The organism is Marinobacter sp. F4206, from assembly GCF_019392195.1.
Lineage (GTDB): Bacteria > Pseudomonadota > Gammaproteobacteria > Pseudomonadales > Oleiphilaceae > Marinobacter.
Genome location: NZ_JAHXKI010000004.1, coordinates 46,985 through 67,737, shown reverse-complemented (window position 1 = coordinate 67,737; position 20,753 = coordinate 46,985). Strand labels below are relative to the sequence as shown.

Sequence of the window (20,753 nt, the reverse complement as noted above, 5' to 3'; positions counted from 1 at the left end):
ACGAGGAACAGAATCATGGACAGCGCCCCTCAGCGGCAAACACGGAAGACCCGCCTCAGGACACGCTCAGGCGGCCTGCGCGTCATCGCCTTTATCCTCTCGATCACTGCAGCAATTCCGGCATCCGGTCAGGCCATTCTCGAGGGCGAACGCTTTCATCCGGTCGTTGCCCAGCACGGCATGGTCGCAACCAGCCACGCCCTGGCAACCGAGGTCGCCCTGCAGGTGCTGAAAGACGGCGGTAACGCCATAGACGCCGCCGTAACCGCAGGATTCGCCCTCGCCGTGACCCAGCCCCGATCCGGGAACATTGGCGGCGGCGGCTTCATGCTCATCGCCAAGGGTGATGGCAGTGCCCCGGAGGCCATTGATTACCGGGAACAGGCGCCGGCCGCCGCCACCGAAACCATGTTTCAGGATAACAACGGCGAGGTGGTTAAAAACCGGAGCCGCTTCACCCACCTGGCCGCTGGCGTCCCGGGCACAGTCGCCGGACTGGCACTGGCGCTTGAACGCCATGGCACACTCTCGCTCAAGGAGGCTCTGGCCCCAGCTATCAGACTGGCCCGCGACGGATTCACGGTGCCCAAGCGGTTCACGGAAGGTCTGGAATCCGCGCGGTCGCGCCTCGAGCGCTGGCCCGCCACCCTCGACACCTTTTATAAGGCAGACGGCACCGCGTACCAGCCCGGCGACCTCTTCCGCCAGCCCGACCTGACTAAAACCCTGCACCGAATCGCCGTCGATGGAGTAAAGGGATTCTACGAGGGCAAAACAGCCGAACTGATCGCGGAGGAGATGGAGCGCCATGGCGGCCTGATTACCGAAGAGGATCTGAAAGCCTATCAACCCGTGGTTCGGGAGCCGGTGCATGGCAGCTACAGGGGATACGACATCTACTCCATGTCCCCGCCCTCTTCCGGCGGTACCCACATTATCCAGATACTGAACATTCTCGAGGGCTACCCGATCGGCGAATCCGGCCACAACTCCGCAGACACCCTTCACCTGATGGCTGAGGCCATGAAGCTGGCGTATGCAGATCGCTCCGAATATCTCGGCGACACCGATTTCGTGGAGGTTCCCCTGCCGGGCCTGACCAGCAAGGACTACGCCGAAGAACTTCGTGGCAGCATTGATCCGGACCGAGCCCGGCCAGCCAGCGAGATCAGTCCGGGACGGCCGGCGGCCTATGAAAGCCCGGAAACCACCCATTTTTCGGTCGTGGATAAATGGGGCAATGCCGTGTCCAACACCTATACCATCAATTTCAGCTATGGTTCGGGCATCACCGTTAAGGGGGCCGGCTTCCTGCTCAACAATGAGATGGACGACTTCAGCGCCAAACCCGGCGTACCGAACGCCTACGGCCTGATCGGCGGCGAAGCCAACAAGGTGGAACCGGGCAAACGCATGCTCAGTTCCATGTCACCAACGATCGTCAAGAAAGACGGCAAGAATTTCCTCGTTACCGGCAGCCCGGGGGGGTCCCGGATTATCACCACCACGCTGCAGGTGATCATGAATGTGGTCGATCATGGAATGAACATCCAGACAGCCGTCAACGCGCCCCGCGTGCATCACCAGTGGTTGCCGGACGAGATTCGGATCGAACAGGGAATCAGCCCGGACACCATCGAACTGCTGGAGGGGCGTGGCCATACCGTAGTGACGGATTCGGCCATGGGCGCCATTCAGAGTATTATGATTGGTAGGGACGGCACGTTGTATGGTGGCGCCGATCCGAGGCGAAGCACGTCTTCGGCCCGGGGCTACTGACACTGCCGGGCAACTGAAATACTGACCATGGAGGCGAGTATGTTCCTGTCTGTTCAACTGAGCTGCTATCCGCTCAAAGACGATTACAAACAACCGATCTGGGACCTCATCGCCCGTTTGGAGAAAACCGGGCTGGAGGTGTATCCAGGGCGCATGAGCACCGAGCTTTTCGGGGAGTACGACGAAGTCATGAAGGTGCTATCGGACACCATGAAGTGGTCCTTCGAAACCTATGGAAAATCCGTTTTTGTGGCGAAAATCATGGAGGGTGACCGGAGACCGAAATGACAGCGCCCAACGAGCCCGAAAACCGTAAACCGTCGGACAACCAACAGCCGGCTATTCCAAACCAGTATTCCTTCCTGTGGCTCAGTGCGGCCATCTTCCTGATGGTGCTCTGGCTTCAGGATAGCGGTCAGCCCAAGCTGCAGGAACTGGCCTACTCCGAGTTCAAGACGGCGGTGGTGAGCAGTGAGGTGGCGGAAGTCACTCTGATGGAGGAAAGTATCACCGGGCAGTTCACGGACAGCGGCGCGGCATCCTTCAGCTCGGACAGATCCGCCCAGGCCAGCAGTACCGGGTTTCATACCATCCGCCCGCCGATGGAAGACCCAGCCTTGCTGCCACTGCTGGAGGAGTACGACATTACCATCAGGGCCACGCCCTCGGGGCTGCCCTGGTGGCAGGAGATGATTCGCGGCTTCCTGCCCTGGATATTGCTCCTGGCTCTTATGTTCTGGTTCTGGGGCGCGGCCCAGAAGCGCATGACACAAGGCGGCGGCCCGTTTGACTATGGCAAATCCAAGGCTCGCCTCGCCCGGAAGGAAACCTCAACCACCACACTGGACGATGTCGCGGGCATTGAATCAGCAAAGCGGGAAATCAGCGAAATCATCGATTTTCTGAAATCCCCGGAGAAATACCGGGCACTGGGTGCGGAAATGCCCAAAGGCGTTCTGCTGGTCGGGCCACCAGGCACCGGTAAAACCTTACTGGCGCGGGCCATCGCCGGCGAGGCGGAAGTGCCTTTCTTCAGCATCAGCGCTTCGGAATTCATCGAGATGTTCGTCGGTGTCGGCGCGGCCCGGGTGCGTGACATGTTCCAGAACGCCCGCAAGGACCCGCCAGCGCTGATCTTTATAGACGAACTTGACGCCATCGGCCGCTCCCGGGGCACCGGGCTTGGCGGTGGGCACGATGAGCGGGAACAGACCCTGAACCAGATACTCACCGAAATGGACGGTTTCGAACCCCACGAGAATATTCTGGTTCTCGCTGCCACCAACCGCCCGGACGTCCTGGACAGCGCGCTACTGAGACCGGGACGGTTCGATCGCAAGATCACTCTGGATCGTCCCCACAAGGAGGCCCGCGGGGCAATCCTTCAGGTGCATGTGCGAAAGGTGCCGCTAGCCGCGGATGTGGACCTTGATCAGGTAGCGGCTCGCACCATTGGCTTTTCCGGTGCCGACCTGAAGAACCTGGTGAACGAAGCAGCGCTGACAGCGGCCCGGGAAAACCTTCACGAGGTCAATGCCCACTGCTTTGAACTGGCCCGGGATCGCATCATTCTTGGCGAAGAACGGGACGCTCATCTTTCGAAGGAAGAACGGGAAGCGGTGGCTTACCACGAGTGCGGACACGCGATCATGGCCTACTACATGCCCAAGGCTGATCCGTTGACGAAAATCACCATTATCCCGCATGGCATGGCCATGGGGGTGACCGAGCAAACCCCGAAAGACGATCAGTACAACTACACCGAGAGTTACCTGAAAGACCGGATCAAGGTGATGCTGGGTGGCCGGTCCGCGGAAAAGCTGATCTATGGCGAAGTGAGCACCGGTGCCCAGAACGATCTCAAAGAGGCGACCACCCTGATCCGTCGGATGATCGGGCAATGGGGTATGAGCGAAAAGATTGGCCCACTGGGGCTGAGCATTGGCGAGGAGCACGTTTTCCTGGGCCGGGAAATGGGGCTGCCCCGGGAGTTCAGCGAGAAAATGGCTGAGCTGATTGATACTGAAATCCAGTCACAACTCCTGGCCCTGGAAAAAGCGACCATCGACTTCCTGACGGAACACCGGCAGCAACTGGAGGCCCTGGCAAAGGCTGTTCTGAAGCAGGAGACCCTTTCCGCCGAAGAGATCGAAGAGGTGCTTCGAAAGGAAGACGCGCGGAAAATTGCCTGACGGTCAGTTCACACGGTCGTGACCAGTTCATGGCTGAACAGTGCCAGACAGAAACCGACGACCGCGCCAAGCGGCGGCCCCCAGTGTCGGTCAAGCCGGGACTGGGGTGCAATGTCCTGAAAGATCAGATAAAGAATCCCGCCGGAAGCCGCAAGCATCATAGCCCCCAGTAAAACGGGCTGTTCCGACAGGAAGAAGTACCCGAGGAGACCCGCAATCGGGCCGGCCGTTACCAGCACCGCCATGAACGCCAGCGTCTTTTTTGACGTGTAACCCGGCAGAGCACATAACTCCCGATAAGCGTTAAAGCCCTCTGGCAGGTTCTGCAGGGCAATCAGTACCGCCAGCAGCGGCGCCATACCCGGGTTGGCCACCGCAAGCCCACCCAACGCCGTTGCCTCCGGCACAAAATCCAGCATCAACCCCATCAACTGGGGGGATTCCCGCCGCCGGAGCCCGAGCATCCGCTCCACCAGGAAGAACAACAGCCCGCCCGCGACGATGGTCGGTATCGCCCATAACGAACCGCCCATACTCGACTGTCCTTGCGGAACCAGAACCACCGCCACCGCGCCAAGCAGGATGCCCCCACCAAACGCGATCAGGAAATGTCGGAACTCCTGTTCCAGCCAATTAGGGCCAATCTTCTCGATACGGGCCAGCAAACCGCCTAGTGGGATACAGGCACCGGCCAGTGCCGTCAAACCCACAACGTAAAGTACATCCAGAATCATTAAGGCAACCCCGAAATTCCAAAAAAGCAGTCATCCTGCCAAGGCTATGGCGTAACCGTCACCGGAAGATTGACCGCAATCAACAGCTGATCGGCGCCCGGATTCTGAAACAGCCCACACTCGCGGCTGACCACCAATTGAGAGGCATGCTCCTGGCGTACGGCCTGGGCAATCGTGGCCGGATCGGTGGCCGGCAGAGTTCGAATCCGAGCATCCGCACCAAGCACATCCAGCTCTCGTCTGATGGCAGTCAGATGCTCCGGCGGGACTGTCTTACCCGGGCACAGAAAGGCCGTAATCGGCTGATGGTAACGCCTGGACGCCTCTACCGCCGCGAGAACTGCCCGATGATTGGCCTGGTTGTGGTCATTAAGAAAAGCCACGATCCGTCCCGGTGTCGCTACGGGCGGCTCACACCATAACAGGACCCGGCCCGGAGACCTCTGAATCAGCCCGCGAGCCGTCGAGCCCAGCCGGGCACCCGGTGCGGAGGACCAGCCCACCCGGCCCAAAACCAGCAAATCCTCCGGTCCCGCCAGCGCCAATACCTCCTCGACAACCCGGCCACGGGCGACGCTAAGAGCATGATGGCCGCCGCGCCCGGCCATAGCCCGTGCCAACGCCTGACGCGCCTGGTCCGCCAGACGCTGAAGGCGGTGCTCAACCAGGGCCGCATCGAAGGAACGACTGATCCCGGATGCCGAACCCACTTCACGGGAAAAACTGTATCCCGCACTGCGTAACAGGTTCACTTCTTCCACAAAAATGCCCAGGACCTCCGCGCCCGTTTGCGCGGCAATGTCCGCGGCCGCTTCCAATGCCGCATAGCTCACCCGGGAGCCGTCCAGCAGCACCATAATCCGGCCGCGACGGCGCTCAGTCGCTCCGTTTGTCACTGCTTCTATCCTCTTCAGCGTCGGCATTACCGCGCTTCTTGCTGATCTCGGCGAACGTCATTAGCCGGTCCGCCACCGCACGGTTAAACGAACCCTCCGGAAAGCAACCGGCCTCGTCCGCCTCACCGGCCATCATGCCCGTAAGCAGCTCAATCGCCTGATTGATGCCGGAGATCGGATAAAGGCTGAAATCACCGGCGGCAATTGTTTTGCGGACATCTTCTTTAAGCATGAGGTGCTCCACATTGCTGGCCGGCAACAACACGCCCTGGCCACCAACCTCGCCTGCCTCACGGCAAACATCGTAGAAGCCTTCGATTTTTTCATTCACACCGCCAACCGCCTGCACCTCACCGAGCTGGTTCATGGACCCGGTTACTGCAAGGCCCTGTTTCAACGGCACACCGCTGATGGCAGAGAGAAGCACGCAGGTTTCCGCCACCGAGGCCGAATCCCCCTCCACCCCACCGTAGGACTGCTCGAATGCCAGACTTGCGGATAATGATAGCTCCCCCTCACCGGCATACCGGCTGGCAAGGAAACGGGAGAGAATCATGACGGCCTTGCTGTGAATCGGCCCACCCAGTTTGGCTTCCCGCTCGATATCCACCACCTGCCCCTTGCCGGGTCTCGCGGTCGCGGTAATCCGGGTTGGCTGGCCAAACATGGAGGTGCCCAGACTGAGCACAGACAGCCCATTCACCTGTGCCACAACCTCGCCCTGGGTCGCAATCATCACAATACCCCGGCTGATCTGCTCCCGACTGCGTTCGCGGATTCGACTGGCACGGTATTCCCGCTCGTCGATGGCCCGCTGGATCTCATCGGCGCCGATAAGGTCGCAGCCGCTCTGATCGGCCCAGTGGTCTGCCTCACTCAAGAGATCCCGGAGGACCCGGTCATGGGCCGTCAGCTTGCGTTGATCCGACGCCACACGGCTGGCATGTTCAATCAATCTGGCCACCGCAGCGCGGTCGAGGGCACGAAGATTTAGCTGACGCGTCATGGTCGCAATCATTCGGGCATAAAGACCATAGCAGGCGTCATTCCGATCCAGGTCGTCCTCGAAATCCGCCTCTACCTTGAACAGATCCAGAAAATCGGGGTCGTAATGGGCCAGCAGGTAGTACAGCAGTCGGTCTCCCAGCAGAACCACTTTGACCGAAACCGGTATCGGCTCAGGTTGCAGACTTACCGTACTGACCAGTCCGTAAAGGCGCTCAAGGGATTCGATCCGGATCTCTCCGGAGAACAGGATTCGCTTCAGGCTTTCCCAGGCCATCGGCTGGGACAGCACCCTGCGGGCATCAATGATCAGGAAGCCACCATTGGCCCGATGCACAGAGCCCGCGCGAATCAGGGTGAAGTCAGTGTATAGCGTACCTTGGCGGGCCCGGTGCTCGATCTGACCGGCAAGGTGCTGGTGATTGGGCAAATCCTCATAGATGACCGGCGCCCCCAAGGTGTCGGCATTGTCGATGAAGAGGTTCACCCGGTAACGGCCCATCAGGCCACCGGGAACACCATTCTCAGGGTCCTTGAACATTTCTGCATGTTCGACCACATCCTCGCGCACGCCGTCAAGATAATCCACGATGTCCGGGAGGTGGGACCACTTTTGCCTGAGCTCTCCGATGGGACCACCCAGAGTCAGTTGAACCATTTCCTCATTCAGGGCATGCACCCGTTCGCGTACCTCCTTCCGCAATCGGGGAATTTGCTGAATGGTCTGCTGAAGCTTCTTCTGCAGCTCGTCGACTTTCGATTCGACGAGCTCTTTCTCTTCCTCGGAAAACGTCTTGTATTCTTCCGGGTCAATCACCTCACCATTACGCATAGGTGCAAAGGTGAAACCGGCGGGTGTGGTAATCATGGCAATGTTGTTGCGATTGGCCTCTTCCTGGATATCAAACAGGCCCTGATGCTGGCGTTTGGCCATTTCTTCCTGAAGTTCCTGGAGCCTGGCCTGATACTCCTCACTCTCAAAGGTCGCCGGAATCGCTGTGCGTAGTTCAGAGGCCAGATCACTCATGTCTTCCTTGAACTGCCGTCCCTCTCCCGCCGGCAAACGAATTGCTCTAGGCCGGTCAGAGAACTGGAAATTGAAAACATGACACCAGTCTGACGGCACCGGCTGTCGGGCGGCGTGTCTGGTCAGGAAACGCTCGACCAGATCGTATTTGCCGGCGCCAGAAGGCCCCAGCACAAACAGGTTAAAGCCCTCGGCCTGCATACCGGCGCCGAACTCCAGCGCACGCAGCACCCGTTCCTGCCCGCACGGCAGATCAAGGTCTTCCAGAGAGTCCGTGGTTTCAAAGTCCAGTTGGCCGAGAGGGCACCGATGGTAGACCTGGTCCTCGGTCAGCGCTGCGGGTCCGTTCATCAACTTCCTCCTGACGTGCGTCTGGCAGAAATTGCGCTGCAGGCAATGCAATCAAGAATAGCTCAAAGATCTGCTTGCCGATGCAAACGAAAAACGGCAGCCAATGGCTGCCGCTTTTTGCTTCTCTTTGACCTGTCAGGAATGGCCGAGGATTGCCGCCAGCTTGTCCTGAGTCCGGTTCTCGAAATCACTGGCATCGTGTCGTTCGTGCAATTGCTCTTCCGGGTCACCCCAGGTGCGGTTGACCATCCTGCCCCGCTGCACTGCGGGCCGGTGTGCAATCTCCTCGGTCCAGCGATTCACGTTCTTGTAGGTGTGGGCTTCCAGGAATTCCGCGGCATCGTAGACCTTGTTGGCAACCAGCGCACCGTACCAGGGCCAGATTGCCATGTCGGCAATCGTGTACTCATCCCCGGCAATATACCTGTGGTTGGCCAACTGACGGTCCAGAACGTCCAGCTGCCGCTTGACCTCCATGGTGTAGCGATTGATGGGGTACTCATACTTTTCCGGCGCATAGGCATAGAAATGCCCAAAGCCGCCACCCAGCATCGGCGCGCTGCCCATCTGCCAGAACAGCCAGTTCAGGACTTCGGTGCGCTTGGCGACATCCCCGGGCAAAAACGCACCAAATTTTTCCGCCAGGTACAGAAGAATGGAGCCCGACTCAAAGACGCGAATGCCAGGATCAACACTGCGGTCCAGAAGGGCGGGAATCTTGGAATTCGGGTTAACCTCAACGAAACCACTGCCGAACTGGTCACCCTCGGTTATCCGGATGGGGTAGGCATCGTACTCCGCCCCCTGAATCCCCTGCTCCAATAATTCCTCCAGCATAATCGTGACCTTGACGCCGTTCGGCGTTGCCAGCGAATAGAGCTGCAACGGATGCTTGCCCACTGGCAACTCTCTATCGTGAGTCGGCCCGGCGATCGGCCGATTGATTTTGGCAAAAGTTCCGCCACTCTCGGCTTCCCATTTCCAGATCTTCGGAGGGGTGTAGGTCGGATCACTCATAGCTAAATTTTCTCCTAGCGGTGAAATGTTTCACTCAGGCCGCTGCGCTGAGCATTTCCTGTAAGTCATACGCCACTTAAGCCAGACAGGACCAGTTCCCGATTGGAGCTTAGAAGACGATTCAAATTCAGCTGTAGGTCGCGCCCCTAATTTCAGAAACTCAGACGGTCGACGCTTGTATACAGCGATTTTCAAATCCGCTGCTATAGTGTAGCCAGTGGTTTTACATTTTTTGACATTCCTGCTTGCGCCGCCGGACGGCGGGTTACACCGTAGAAAAGGGAGCTCCTAGATGAAGCCGCACAAACTGATACCACGCACATTCGTGATACTCACCCTGACAGCAGCGTTAATGGCCTGTGCCGGTCCCGGCCCCAAGCCAACCAGCGAGCTGCAAATAGCCGAGTCATCCATTCAACAGGCCGAAGCTAACGATGCCCGGCAATTCGATCCAGTCTTGCTGAATGACGCTCAGAACAAAGTGGCCGACGCCCGTGAGCTGATGGATAAATCGGACCCCGAGGAGGAGGATTACACGGAAGCAAGACGGCTCCTGGAACAGGCTGCTGTCGATGCGCAACTAGCAGGCGCCCGCGCCGAGACTGAAAAGACCCAGCGCGCCGTGGCTGAGATCAGCCGCAGTATCGAAGACCTTCAGAACGAACTCGAGACGGATCAACCGTGAGCCCGGACAAGGAGACTGAGATGATGAAGCGCACACTTTCACTAAGCATCGTGATCGGGCTGTTCACACTGATGGCAGGCTGCGCCAGTTCGCCCCCCTACAACGAAACACTCGATGAGGCTCGATCGACCTACATGAGTATCGAGAACGACCCAGACGTGGCCCGTAGTGGGGACAGCCAGCTTCGGGCCGCCAAGACCGAGCTGGAAAGAGCCGAGAACTTACTGGAGGAAGACGCCGATGATCCCCGGGTCGATCAGGCAGCCTATCTGGCGCTGCGGCATGCGCAGATTGCCCAGCAGCAAGGCATGCGTGCGTCCCTGCAGGACGAGGTCGCCTCTGCTGAAGAACGTCGCCGACAGATGCAACTGCAGATGAAAACCAGCGAGGCCGAGAAACTTCGGGCCGAGATGGAAGCGCTGAAGGCGGAACAAACCGATCGAGGCATGGTGCTGACGCTTGGGGACGTGCTGTTTGACCTGAACGAGGCGGAACTGAAGAGCTCGGGAGAGCGGACCGTCTCACGCCTGGCCGAGTTCATGCGCGAGTACGAGAATCGCCGGGTGCGAATCGAAGGCTACACCGACAGCACCGGGGAAGAGTCCTATAACCAGCGCCTGTCCGAGCGTCGTGCCATGGCCGTGTACGATTCCCTGCTGGGCATGGGGATCTCCAGCAGCCGGGTTGAAGTTGAGGGCTATGGTGAGGCCTATCCCGTCGCCAGCAACAATACCAGTTCAGGGCGACAGCAAAACCGTCGGGTCGAGATCGTGATTTCGGACGAGTCCGGAAACATCGACAAACGGTAAGCACCGACATGAAATGCCCGCCAACGCGATGACGCGTTGGCGGGCGAACGACGTGTCGCTAACACCCGAACCCTGATGGTCTCCGGAGACCGCTCTTCTCTCTTGCCCCCTCCCTTATCCATTCGTCTTAGATCCTCTATGCCATTGCGATCTTTAAATGCAAAGCATGACTGAGATCAATGTGAGTTATTCACATACCGTCAGAATCGGTCATGTTTTAACCACAGCAATAAGCTGACTTGACCACAAGAGATAAATAAAGGGACTCATTTATGTCTGCACACACCTCTCCAAAAACAAAACAGATTGCACTGGTGACCGGCGGGACCGGGGGTATTGGAACCGCTATTTGTCAGGCCTTGGAACAGTCCGGTTTTACCGTCATCGCAGCATCTGCCAGCCAAGCCAAAGCCGAGGCCTGGAGCAAACAACAGAAAGAGCTTGGCTTTAATATTGAAGCCTGTGTGCTCGACGTGTCAGACCATGAAGCCTGCAAAAACATTGTCCTCGATCTTGAGGAGGTTCACGGCCCTATCGCCGTGCTGGTGAATGCTGCCGGGGTGACAAGGGATGCGACTCTCAAAAAAATGTTTGTTGATCAGTGGCAAACGGTCATCGACGTTAACCTTACCGGCACCTTTAACATGTGCCGCAGCGTTATCCCGCTGATGCTGGAACGGGGCTTTGGACGAATTCTGAACATTTCGTCGATCAATGGTCAGAAAGGTCAGTTTGGACAAGTGAATTACGCGGCCAGCAAGGCGGGCATGCACGGTTTGACCATGTCATTGGCACAGGAGGTTGCCAGTAAAGGCATTACCGTTAACACCATCTCTCCCGGCTATATAGCAACGGATATGGTATTGGCGGTCCCTGAGGACGTCAGGAAAAAAATCATTGCCCAGATACCCGTCGGTCGACTCGGCGAGCCCGAGGAGATTGCCCGCATTGTCGATTTCCTCGCCGGAGACGGCTCGGGTTTTATAACCGGCTCCAATATCGCGGCGAACGGTGGCCAGCACATGCAGTTCTGACGCTCGCAATCCAGGCGTTTGGGCGGCCGACTATCCTGCCGCCCTCTGCCGTCCCGTTTCGGTCAGGCGAGCGATCAAAGCACATCGCCGTACTCAGTGACCAGAGTTCAGGCGTACCAGCATTCCGCGATAGTAATGCAGAGAATGATCCTCATGATAGGGGATGATGCACTCCTTGTCCGTGTTCCTCCACTCATCAATGACTTCGCCATTCAGTTTCCCGATATCTTCTAACAGCTCCGCCGCGCTGTAGATCCGGTAGGGACAGAACGCTGTGCTGATGTTTTGCAGCGTCACGTAGCCTTCCCGTGGATGGACCGGCAGCATATTGATCAGAATATAGGTCGGCCGGTGCGGCAGTCGTTCGATGATCGAACTCACGGGCTCCTCGACATACTGGAGTGAGCCGGAAAACAGCACCCAGTCACTGGCTGCCGCCTGCGACAAGTCGTCAATAAAGCTCAGGTGCCCGGAATTACCGTTACCCGCCGCAAACTTTCTCGCCTCCCTGATGACGGCCGGAACATCGAAAATCTGCCATTCAAAGGGCTCGGGGAACGTCAGGTACTTTTTGAGTGCGTAGTACAGCACACCCACATGACCACCGAAATCGAGCAACTTCTGGTTGGGCTCCATCAACCGGTTGAGCCAGAATGCGACCGCATAGTCACAAGGGGAAATCGACTGCATACGGAATCGGTACATCTCTGCGGAGGCCGGGGCATCGTGGTCATACCCCAGAGGCTTGCTGGCGGGCGCGTCGGCAATGGCCGCTGCAAAGTCCGGGTACACGCCCTTGAACCAGTTTACATTGGTTGCACTTGCAAATTCTTTGGCGTAGTGCCTGTCAAGGGCATGATTAATAAAGGGAATCTGTTCTACTTGATGCAGTAACACCTTTGTTCGCTGAAACATGGCCTCTTGCTCCCTAAAAAAGCCCATGATTATTAACCGTAGCATGCACGGACATTTTGTCACGCGCGCAGGAGCGAAAGATTCGTCTGAAAAACAATCAAGGTTTTTAGTCCACCTGCAAGCCCCCGGAGTACACTAGTTTTCATGCACTAGAAGCGAAAAAACCAGACTATGATCAAGCCTCACTACCTCACCCTGCTGCTAGCCCTGATTGCGTTCGCCCCAACGGTTCAGGGCGCACTTCGCTGTGGCGCGTCGCTGGTAAGTGACGATGCCTGGCCGATCGAGGTGGAGGAACGCTGCGGGCCGCCGGATTACATTGCAGAGTACCCCTCTGCGGCTGTCCCGGGGCTGGGGGTGGTACAAACGGAAATGCATTGGTACTACAACCCGGGACCACAACGGTTCATTCGCCGTCTGATTTTTCGTAATGGAAAATTGGCACGGGTGGAAACTCTGGGTTACGGCTTCCATACGACTAACATGGGCACCTGCGATCCCGGCACCCTTCGACACATCCAGAACGAGTACGAGCTGATTACGCGCTGCGGTGAACCCGCGTCCAAACGGGTGGAATGGCGGATGCCGACGTCCCGGAGGCGTTCTGAAACCTGGCAGGTGCTGCAACCCGTGCTTGTTCAGGAATGGCTATACGACTTTTCAAGAAACCAGTTCCGTCAGGTTGTCACCCTGAAAAACGGCCGAGTGGTGGATATCGAGTCCCGCCCGGGCCGGTAACAGATCCGTCCACAAATGTCCCTTGAAGCGTCACAAAAACCCTCCCCAGCCCTCTTTTCGTGCAGTCAGATGCCGTCGCACACTCCGTAATGACCTTTGCTATGACCACCTCTTCCGTGAACGGAACCGACAGAGGCAAAGGCCTTGGGAAGTTCATGGATGAGATGGAGTACAGCGGATCAAAACTCGTGGCATAACACGAGCACAACGACCTACCAGAAGTGTTTTGCTTCGACGGTTCAGAACGGGATGCTCTGTCTGTCGAAGCAAAACGATCAATCATTCTTCAGGCGAGTACCAGATGGGAGAGGTATAAGCCCTCTCCTGCCCCGCGGTTTCAGCCCCCTCAGGAATCTCTACATCGAAACGCATGGCGTCATAGACCACCCAGCGAGGTGTCGGGATTTCCAATACTCGCGCGTAATAAAACGCTGACTGGGACTCATCGAAATCCGGGTCGCTCCAGACGGTGGCCAACTCCGAGGCACCAATGGTGTTGGTCCAGTTGGCGTTCTCGATATCCACGGTGTTGCCGACCGGCGGTAATGCGCCGTCAGCATCCAGCTCCCGGCCCGTCGACCAGGCCACATCATAGACCTTTTCGTGCGTTTCGCCGTCACTGTCCAGCCACCCCTTCACAATCTGGATCCGGTCAAGATTTGCACCAATCGGATCGCGAAGCGCATAGACCATAAAGGTTGGCGATGAATCACCGGTTCTGGCTGGCAGATCCTTACCCATGGGCACACCCTTTTCGTAGCCCCGGAACGCCGGCTGACGGCTATTCAGGTCCTCATCGGTGTAGTCCCATCCTCCAAAGAAACGAACGAGCATGCGCGGGCCCGTTGTTCCGTAAACCTCTTTGCGTTCCATGGCATCGAAGATCGCCGCCCGAGTGTTCTCGGTGGCCCAGACACCGGTGTAGCCGGAGGCTGTGAGTTCATACCCCTCGTAAACACCTTCTTCCGTCTTCGCAAAGGGGTGGTCCATGCGGTCGGGTTTGGGCTCGACGTTCGTCGCCTTACCGAAGAAGTTGTCTTCTTCAACTGCAGAAAGCGCCGTGTGGCTGTCGGTGGAACCAACCAGACCAAACTTGTAGGGGTTGGTGCCAAGCCGCTCCTCAAGCTTCAGGCCATTCTTAAGTGCTTCCCGGGCATATTCGTATTGGAGCATGTCGTCGGTTTTGGCTTCCGAGAGATCGAGATTGCCCGCATCCCAGGTTTCGTAATCGGCAAAGGCATCATCCGGGGAGAGAAAGGGGTGGGCCTCTCCATCGCCCTTGATCTGGGTGATCTCATACATGGGCTCCCACTTACCCCTCAAACGCACATACTCTTCATCTATGTCTTTTCCGGTGTACTGGGCATCAACCGGGAACATGATCCCGTTGGACAGATTGCCATTATGCGCCAGAGCCAGTACCGAGCCACCTGTGGTTTTCTCGTAGTTCTCCAACCACGCATACAAATCGAGGGGATCCGTGGAGCCAACCGGCGACTGGGTGGTATACGGCACAACCTGACTGGCTTTATCAGCACCGTCCCGGAACAACACGTTTCGGTGAAGATTGTTGCCGGCAACCAGAGAGGTCCATTCGAAACCGATGATGGTCGTGAAATGGCCCGGTTCATTGAATCGCTCGGCCGCATCAACCACCTTGTCCCAGATGGTCTGGTAGGTTTTACCACCGGGCGAATATTCCGCCATCATCTCTGGGTCCATCTCGCCCTGGGAAAACGTGGTAATCAAGTCAAGCGCGGCATCAGTCGAGGCGTCACCGCCCTTCTGCAACCCCTCGTACCAGCGCTTGCCCTGCTCAAACCCGATAAGTTCAGGCTTGCCGCTGGCCAGATCATTGAAAAGACCCATCCCGTCCGAGTGATCGGCAATCACCAGCCAATCAAGGGGTCTCGAGAGTCTCACGGGCTGTCCGCTGGATGCCGTTACCTCCTCGCCGCGGGCAAAACGATAGGCATCATCAAGGCCCAAGCGTGCACCGAAAAGACCCGCATCCATCGACAAGCCCGTATGAAGATGGGTGTCGCCCCAGAATACTCGATCAGGGAAACTCCGCTGAGCGTATGGCGAATAAGCCTTGCCGGGATACTGGTCAGAGAGAGACTCCCGCGAAGGCTTGAATTGGCCCCACGCTGCATCGGGAATCAAAAGGAAGGTTCCTGGCAGTGCCAGGACAAACACAAGAGCGGAAAGAAAAATCCGTTTCATCACGGGTGTCCTCCGTTTCTGGATGCCGGACGGGTACAGGACAATTCGCTGTTTTTGTAACGAATCCTGTCACCGAAACATCATTACGAAGCACGAAAACATTCCTGGGGGGGGGAATCGAGCTACTGCACTCGTATGTGATAGCCCATTGCGCTGTTGCGCCTGAAGACGTCAAGAAAGAACTTAACTAAGAATAGTGGGGCACCGGGTTTTATCAAGAGGAGGCGCTACGGCGTTTTCCTGTTCTTCTGAAGCCAGAACAACAGGTCAAAGCCACCGCCGGACGCGGGACTGGTATTCGGTAAACTCTGGCCCGAAGATTTCAACCAATGCGTGCTCCTCGGGTCGGATCTGATACCGGTTTAGATAGAGAACAAATGCCACCACGATCAGCAACGACCACGGCGATGCCAGGAAAACGGTTACGGCAAGCAGCACAAGCGTAAAGCCGACATACATTGGATTTCTCGTCACAGAGTAAATACCGGAGGAGACAAGTGAAGCCGAAGACTCGGGTTTGCGAGGATCCACGGTTGTCTGGGCACGTCGGAATTCAAGCACACCGGCGGCACAGACCCCGACTCCCAAGAGCAGAAGAATAAGAGACACAGACAGCCGGAGCCAACCGGGCAAATACATTCCGGGCAGAGCCGCCGACAACGCCCAGATGCCAACACCGGCAACCACCGTCAGCGCCAACGGTGGAATTTTTTTATCCAGCAGTGCCATAGCCTTACCTCAAGAGAAAACCTGAATTTCAAATGCAAGGAATCGTAACCGCATCTCGCACGGAGCGGAAGCAAAGAAACCGCAACAATGGGAATGACAATGTAGCGTACTGGCGGTAATGGCCAAGTTAATGTCATTTATGACCGCTGGAATTCCGAGGGCTGACTGGCATACTGACCGGACAAATATTCCAATAACAGGCCATACCCGATGAGCGACCCCAAGACCCACTACCGGACCTGCAACATTTGCGAAGCCATGTGCGGCCTCGAAATCAAACTGCAGGGCGAGGAAATTCTTTCCATCAAGGGGGACAAGGACGACCCGTTCAGTCGCGGTCACATCTGCCCCAAGGCGGTCGCCCTCCAGGATTTCTACACAGACAAAGACCGTCTGAAAACGCCGCTCAGGAAGACCACCGACGGCTGGAAGGAAATCTCCTGGGACGAGGCATTCGAGGAAATCACCACCCGCATCCAGGGCATTCAGCAGACCCACGGCAAAAATGCGGTGGGCACCTATCTGGGTAACCCGAACGCGCACAACTTCGGCAACGCCATTACCTTTCCGAGCTTCTTCAAGGCATTGGGCAGCAACAATCGGTACAGCTCCGCGTCCGCCGATCAGTTGCCTCACCACGTGGCGTCCAACTACATGTTCGGCGCGGGCATGCTGATCCCGATTCCCGACATCGACCACACGGATTTCATGCTGATCATCGGCGCCAACCCGATTGTTTCCAACGGCAGCCTGATGACTGCGCCGGGTGTTGGCAAGCGCCTCAAAGCCATCCAGGAACGGGGTGGCAAAGTCGTGGTGGTTGATCCGCGCCGCACGGAAACCGCCCGGAAGTCGGACGAGCACCTGTTCATCCGGCCAGAAACCGACGCCCTGCTCTTGCTCGCCATGGCTCACACCCTGATTGAGGAGGATCGGGTCCAGCTTGGTCACCTTGAACACCTGATCGAGGGCGTTGACCAACTGGAAGAGGCGGTCAGGCCTTACCCGCCGGAGCGCGTCGCGGATGCCTGCGGCATTGACGCCGCGACCATTCGCCGGCTGGCCCGGGAGATGGCCGACGCTCCGACCGCCGTTTGCTACAGCCGGATGGGGGCTTCTACCCAGTCGTTCGGCGGCTTGTGCCAGTGGCTGACCAATGTGTTGAACCTGCTCACCGGAAATTTCGATCAACGTGGCGGCGCCATGTTTACCCAGCCGGCATTCGATCTGGTCCGCAGTACCAAGGGCAAACCCAGTTCCTACGGACGCTACGAATCGCGGGTCAGGAAACTGCCCTTCTACAATGGCGAATTTCCCGTTGCCACGCTGGCAGACGAAATCCTCACGCCCGGTGAGGGCCAGATCAGGGCGATGATCACCATTGCCGGCAACCCCGTGCTTTCAAGCCCCGATGGCGCCCGTCTGGGAGAGGCCTTCGAATCACTTGAGTTCATGGTGTCCGTGGACATTTATCTGAACCAGACCACCCGGTACGCCGACATCATCTTGCCGGCAACAACTGGCCTGGAAGTGCCCCACTTTGATGTCTTCTTCAACTCGTTCGCGGTGCGCAACACGGCCAAGTTCTCGGAGCCCCTGTTCGCCAAGGCACCGCACCAGAAACACGACTGGGAAATTCTCAAGGAGCTGGCACTGCGCCTGACCGGGCGCGAAGACGACGGCCTGACGCCGGAAATGATGCTGGACGCCGGTCTGAGACACGGCGCTTACGGTGAACAGGGCATGAGCCTGGAGAAACTGAGGGAAAACCCGCACGGTGTTGATCTCGGGCCGTTGCAACCCTGCCTGGAGCAACGCCTGCAGACGGAGGATGGCCGAATTCACATTGCGCCAGAGCCCCATATTGATGATCTGGAGCGTCTGGAAACCTCCGGGATCCTCACCCAGGGTTCGGACCCGGACTTTCCGTTTTCAATGATCAGCCGGCGCCTGGCCCGCAGCCACAACACCTGGACCCAGAATTCCCATCGCCTGGTGAAGGGCAAGAACCCCTGTACGCTGCAGATTCATTCGGCGGACGCGAGGAAGCTCGGGCTGGAGGACGGCCAGACGGCACAGGTGTCCTCCTCCGTCGGCAGTATCCGGCTCCCGGTGGAAATTGATGACGACATGTTTGAAGGGGTCGTCAGCATTCCCCAGGGCTGGGGTCACAACCGGAAGCATACCGGCATGACCGTGGCCGAATCGCAGCCGGGGGTCAGCATCAACGATGTTACCGACTCACAACGCATCGACGCGTTGACCGGCAATGCCGCGTTCAACGGCACCCGGGTTGCGGTGAAGGCGGCGGAAGCCTAGTTCCCGGCCCGTGCCGCCTCGGCGGCACGGGCGGTGTGCAGTTTTTTGTAGCTTTCGATCAGGCGCTGGTGCTTTTCCAGACCGTCCAACTGCATGTTGGTCGGGGTGAGACCATAGAAACGCACGCTGCCATTCACGGAGCCCACCACGGCGTCCATGGTCTCCTCGCCGAACATGCGCCGGAAGTTAGAGAGGTAGTCATCCAGCTCCAGCTCGTCATCCAGTGTCACTTCCAACACCGCATTCACTGCGCGGTAGAACAGTCCGCGCTCGACGGTGTTGTCGTTGAACTGCAGGAACATGTCCACAAACTCCAGGGCCTCTTCGTGCCACTGCAGAGCCAGGCAGATCAGCAGTTTCAGTTCCAGAATCGTCAGCTGGCCCCACACTGTGTTCTCATCAAACTCGATGCCGATCAGGCTGATAATCGTCATGTAGTTATCGAGCTGGCTGCCTTCGAGCCGCTCCGCCAGATCCGCCAGTTGCTCATCGCTCAGGGAGTGGAGATTGAGGATGTCCTCACGGTAGTCCAGGGCCATATTGGTGTTGTCCCAGACCAGATCCTCAACGGGGTACACCTCCGAGTAGCCTGGCACCAGAATCCGGCACACCGGTGCACCCAGTTCTTCGTAGACGGCGGTATACACCTCTTTGCCCATCGCCTCGAGAATGCTGAACAGCCGAGCCGCTTCTTCCTCGTTTGATCCGGAGAAATCCCATTCGTTGAACGTGTAATCCGATTTGGCACTGAAGAAACGCCAGGAAACCACCCCGGTCGAATCAATGAAGTGTTCAACGAAGTTATTCGGCTCAGACACCGCAAGACTATTGAACGTCGGCGCCGGCACATCGTTCAGGCCTTCGAAGCTGCGTCCCTGCATCAGTTCGGTCAGGCTGCGCTCCAGAGCCACCTCAAAACTCGGGTGCGCCCCGAAGGAGGCAAACACGCCGCCCGTTCTTGGATTCATCAGGGTGACGCACATCACCGGGAACTGCCCGCCCAGGGAGGCATCTTTCACCAGGATCGGGAAGCCCTGGGCCTCCAGCGCCTGAATACCCTCCACAATGTCCGGATACTTGTTCAGCACCTCCTGGGGCACATCCGGCAGCGCAATCTCTTCCTCGATAATCTGCTTCTTGACCGCCCGCTCGAAGATTTCCGACAGGCACTGGACTTCCGCCTCAAACAGGGTGTTGCCGGCACTCATGCCGTTGCTGAGAAACAGGTTTTCAATCAGGTTGGAGGGGAAATACACCACCTCGCCGTCAGACTTACGCACAAACGGCAGGGCACAAATACCGCGGTCCACCCGGCCGGAGTTGGTATCGATCAGGTTGGAGCCGACCAGCTCATCCTCCGGGTTATAGATAGCCAGGCAGTGGTCATCCAGAATGCCTTCAGGCAGCTCATCATCGGGTCCCGGCTTGAACCACCGCTCGTTCGGATAATGCACGAACTCGCTGTTGGCAATATCCTCGCCGAAGAACTGATCGTTGTAGAAGAAGTTACAGCTCAGGCGCTCGATGAACTCGCCCAGCGCGGAACACAGGGCACTTTCCTTGGTGGCGCCCTTGCCGTTGGTAAAACACATGGGCGAGGCCGCATCACGAATGTGCAGCGACCACACATGGGGCACGATGTTGCGCCAGGAGGCGATCTCGATTTTCATGCCGAGATCCGCCAGGATACCGGTCATGTTGGCAATGGTTTGCTCAAGCGGCAGGTCTTTCCCTTCAATGAACGTACGATGCTCACTGTCCGGTTCAACCATCAGCAGGGCCTGGGCGTCTTCGTCGAGATTCTCTACAGTCTCAATCTCGAAGGTCGGGCCTGTCTGAACCACCTTCTTCACGGTGCAGCGATCAATGGACCGCAAAATGCCCTGCCGGTCCTTGTCGGAGATGTCTTCCGGCAGCTCTACCTGGATCTTGAAAATCTGGTTGTAGCGATTTTCGGGATCAACGATATTGTTCTGGGACAATCGGATATTGTCGGTGGGAATATCACGGGCCTTGCAGTACACCCTTACGAAATAGGCGGCGCACAGCGCCGAGGATGCCAGAAAGTAGTCGAAGGGGCTGGGCGCTGAACCATCACCCTTGTAGCGAATGGGCTGGTCAGTAACGACGGTGAAATCGTCAAACTTGGCTTCAAGTCTGAGATTGTCGAGGAAGTTGACGTTGATTTCCATTACGTAGGTACCCGGTTTGTAAAATTTGGCGCGCCATGGCCTGAATGCCGGCCATTATCCAGTTTTTGGGGGGCTTCGTCTCGGAGCCTCCGTACAAATCGCATG

The 20,753-nt window shown here is 57.6% G+C and carries 16 protein-coding genes; 8 read left to right on the top strand and 8 right to left on the bottom strand.

Annotation, left to right across the window (positions count from 1 at the left end; translation table 11 throughout):
* The first annotated feature begins 15 nt into the window (after positions 1-15).
* Genes ggt through ftsH form a run of 3 tightly spaced genes read left to right on the top strand, consistent with a single transcriptional unit; the run spans position 16 to position 3,971 of the window.
* Positions 16-1,779, top strand: coding sequence for a gamma-glutamyltransferase (gene ggt / locus KZO34_RS16290; RefSeq protein WP_219477917.1), 1,764 nt, complete (start codon positions 16-18; stop codon positions 1,777-1,779).
* 39 nt (positions 1,780-1,818) lie between these two features.
* Positions 1,819-2,067 (top strand): thiamine-binding protein, encoded by a 249-nt coding sequence (locus KZO34_RS16285; RefSeq protein ID WP_219477916.1) that lies wholly within the window; start codon positions 1,819-1,821, stop codon positions 2,065-2,067.
* Positions 2,064-3,971, top strand: coding sequence for an ATP-dependent zinc metalloprotease FtsH (gene ftsH / locus KZO34_RS16280; protein ID WP_219477915.1), 1,908 nt, complete (start codon positions 2,064-2,066; stop codon positions 3,969-3,971). The genes KZO34_RS16285 and ftsH overlap by 4 nt, the downstream gene beginning before the upstream one ends.
* An 8-nt stretch (positions 3,972-3,979) precedes the next feature.
* On the opposite strand, the gene KZO34_RS16275 is transcribed toward ftsH, so the two are convergent.
* From KZO34_RS16275 to yghU, 4 genes are all read right to left on the bottom strand, one after another.
* Positions 3,980-4,705 carry a ZIP family metal transporter gene (locus tag KZO34_RS16275; RefSeq protein WP_219477914.1) on the bottom strand — a complete coding sequence of 242 codons (726 nt, stop codon included), beginning with the start codon at positions 4,703-4,705 and terminating at the stop codon, positions 3,980-3,982.
* 44 nt (positions 4,706-4,749) lie between these two features.
* Entirely contained in the window at positions 4,750-5,601 is an 852-nt protein-coding gene (locus KZO34_RS16270) for a universal stress protein (protein ID WP_308318837.1), read from the bottom strand.
* Positions 5,582-7,984, bottom strand: coding sequence for a Lon protease family protein (locus tag KZO34_RS16265; RefSeq protein WP_219477912.1), 2,403 nt, complete (start codon positions 7,982-7,984; stop codon positions 5,582-5,584). The genes KZO34_RS16270 and KZO34_RS16265 overlap by 20 nt, the downstream gene beginning before the upstream one ends.
* Before the next feature lie 135 nt (positions 7,985-8,119).
* Positions 8,120-9,001 (bottom strand): glutathione-dependent disulfide-bond oxidoreductase, encoded by an 882-nt coding sequence (gene yghU / locus KZO34_RS16260; RefSeq protein ID WP_219477911.1) that lies wholly within the window; start codon positions 8,999-9,001, stop codon positions 8,120-8,122.
* 292 nt (positions 9,002-9,293) lie between these two features.
* Between yghU and KZO34_RS16255 the strand changes: the two genes are divergently transcribed.
* The 3 genes from KZO34_RS16255 to phbB all read left to right on the top strand — a co-directional run bounded on the left by KZO34_RS16255 (position 9,294) and on the right by phbB (position 11,529).
* A complete protein-coding gene (locus KZO34_RS16255; RefSeq protein WP_219477910.1) occupies positions 9,294-9,686 on the top strand; it encodes a DUF4398 domain-containing protein in 393 nt (130 codons plus the stop codon).
* Between the two features lie 20 nt (positions 9,687-9,706).
* Positions 9,707-10,495 carry an OmpA family protein gene (locus KZO34_RS16250; protein WP_219477909.1) on the top strand — a complete coding sequence of 263 codons (789 nt, stop codon included), beginning with the start codon at positions 9,707-9,709 and terminating at the stop codon, positions 10,493-10,495.
* 272 nt (positions 10,496-10,767) lie between these two features.
* Positions 10,768-11,529, top strand: a complete 762-nt coding sequence (gene phbB, locus KZO34_RS16245; protein WP_219477908.1) for an acetoacetyl-CoA reductase — start codon at positions 10,768-10,770, stop codon at positions 11,527-11,529.
* A 93-nt stretch (positions 11,530-11,622) separates the two neighbouring features.
* Here phbB and KZO34_RS16240 read toward each other — a convergent pair whose 3' ends face one another.
* A complete protein-coding gene (locus tag KZO34_RS16240) occupies positions 11,623-12,444 on the bottom strand; it encodes a methyltransferase, TIGR04325 family (RefSeq protein WP_219477907.1) in 822 nt (273 codons plus the stop codon).
* A 171-nt stretch (positions 12,445-12,615) separates the two neighbouring features.
* Between KZO34_RS16240 and KZO34_RS16235 the strand changes: the two genes are divergently transcribed.
* Positions 12,616-13,182: a DUF2845 domain-containing protein gene (locus KZO34_RS16235; RefSeq protein ID WP_219477906.1), complete on the top strand. Its 567-nt coding sequence runs from the start codon at positions 12,616-12,618 to the stop codon at positions 13,180-13,182.
* Positions 13,183-13,461: 279 nt separating this feature from the next.
* Here the strand turns inward: KZO34_RS16235 and KZO34_RS16230 are convergent, their stop codons facing one another.
* Together KZO34_RS16230 and KZO34_RS16225 are read right to left on the bottom strand one after the other, a co-directional pair.
* Positions 13,462-15,408: a DUF3604 domain-containing protein gene (locus tag KZO34_RS16230; protein ID WP_219477905.1), complete on the bottom strand. Its 1,947-nt coding sequence runs from the start codon at positions 15,406-15,408 to the stop codon at positions 13,462-13,464.
* A 267-nt stretch (positions 15,409-15,675) separates the two neighbouring features.
* Positions 15,676-16,137, bottom strand: a complete 462-nt coding sequence (locus KZO34_RS16225; protein WP_219477904.1) for a methyltransferase family protein — start codon at positions 16,135-16,137, stop codon at positions 15,676-15,678.
* Between the two features lie 210 nt (positions 16,138-16,347).
* Here KZO34_RS16225 and KZO34_RS16220 point away from each other — a divergent pair, with 210 nt between their 5' ends.
* On the top strand, positions 16,348-18,456 hold the full coding sequence (locus tag KZO34_RS16220) for a molybdopterin-dependent oxidoreductase (RefSeq protein ID WP_219477903.1): 2,109 nt from the start codon (positions 16,348-16,350) through the stop codon (positions 18,454-18,456).
* Here the strand turns inward: KZO34_RS16220 and KZO34_RS16215 are convergent.
* A complete protein-coding gene (locus tag KZO34_RS16215) occupies positions 18,453-20,648 on the bottom strand; it encodes an OsmC domain/YcaO domain-containing protein (RefSeq protein WP_219477902.1) in 2,196 nt (731 codons plus the stop codon). The genes KZO34_RS16220 and KZO34_RS16215 overlap by 4 nt on opposite strands.
* Positions 20,649-20,753 lie beyond the last annotated feature (105 nt).

Coding starts and splice junctions, on each gene's coding strand:
- phbB (WP_219477908.1), top strand. CDS start 10,768: ATGTCTGCACACACCTCTCCAAAAACAAAACAGATTGCACTGGTGACC.
- KZO34_RS16255 (WP_219477910.1), top strand. CDS start 9,294: ATGAAGCCGCACAAACTGATACCACGCACATTCGTGATACTCACCCTG.
- KZO34_RS16235 (WP_219477906.1), top strand. CDS start 12,616: ATGATCAAGCCTCACTACCTCACCCTGCTGCTAGCCCTGATTGCGTTC.
- KZO34_RS16230 (WP_219477905.1), bottom strand. CDS start 15,408: ATGAAACGGATTTTTCTTTCCGCTCTTGTGTTTGTCCTGGCACTGCCA.
- KZO34_RS16225 (WP_219477904.1), bottom strand. CDS start 16,137: ATGGCACTGCTGGATAAAAAAATTCCACCGTTGGCGCTGACGGTGGTT.
- KZO34_RS16220 (WP_219477903.1), top strand. CDS start 16,348: ATGAGCGACCCCAAGACCCACTACCGGACCTGCAACATTTGCGAAGCC.
- KZO34_RS16215 (WP_219477902.1), bottom strand. CDS start 20,648: ATGGAAATCAACGTCAACTTCCTCGACAATCTCAGACTTGAAGCCAAG.
- KZO34_RS16240 (WP_219477907.1), bottom strand. CDS start 12,444: ATGTTTCAGCGAACAAAGGTGTTACTGCATCAAGTAGAACAGATTCCC.
- KZO34_RS16275 (WP_219477914.1), bottom strand. CDS start 4,705: ATGATTCTGGATGTACTTTACGTTGTGGGTTTGACGGCACTGGCCGGT.
- ftsH (WP_219477915.1), top strand. CDS start 2,064: ATGACAGCGCCCAACGAGCCCGAAAACCGTAAACCGTCGGACAACCAA.
- yghU (WP_219477911.1), bottom strand. CDS start 9,001: ATGAGTGATCCGACCTACACCCCTCCGAAGATCTGGAAATGGGAAGCC.
- KZO34_RS16250 (WP_219477909.1), top strand. CDS start 9,707: ATGATGAAGCGCACACTTTCACTAAGCATCGTGATCGGGCTGTTCACA.
- KZO34_RS16265 (WP_219477912.1), bottom strand. CDS start 7,984: ATGAACGGACCCGCAGCGCTGACCGAGGACCAGGTCTACCATCGGTGC.
- ggt (WP_219477917.1), top strand. CDS start 16: ATGGACAGCGCCCCTCAGCGGCAAACACGGAAGACCCGCCTCAGGACA.
- KZO34_RS16285 (WP_219477916.1), top strand. CDS start 1,819: ATGTTCCTGTCTGTTCAACTGAGCTGCTATCCGCTCAAAGACGATTAC.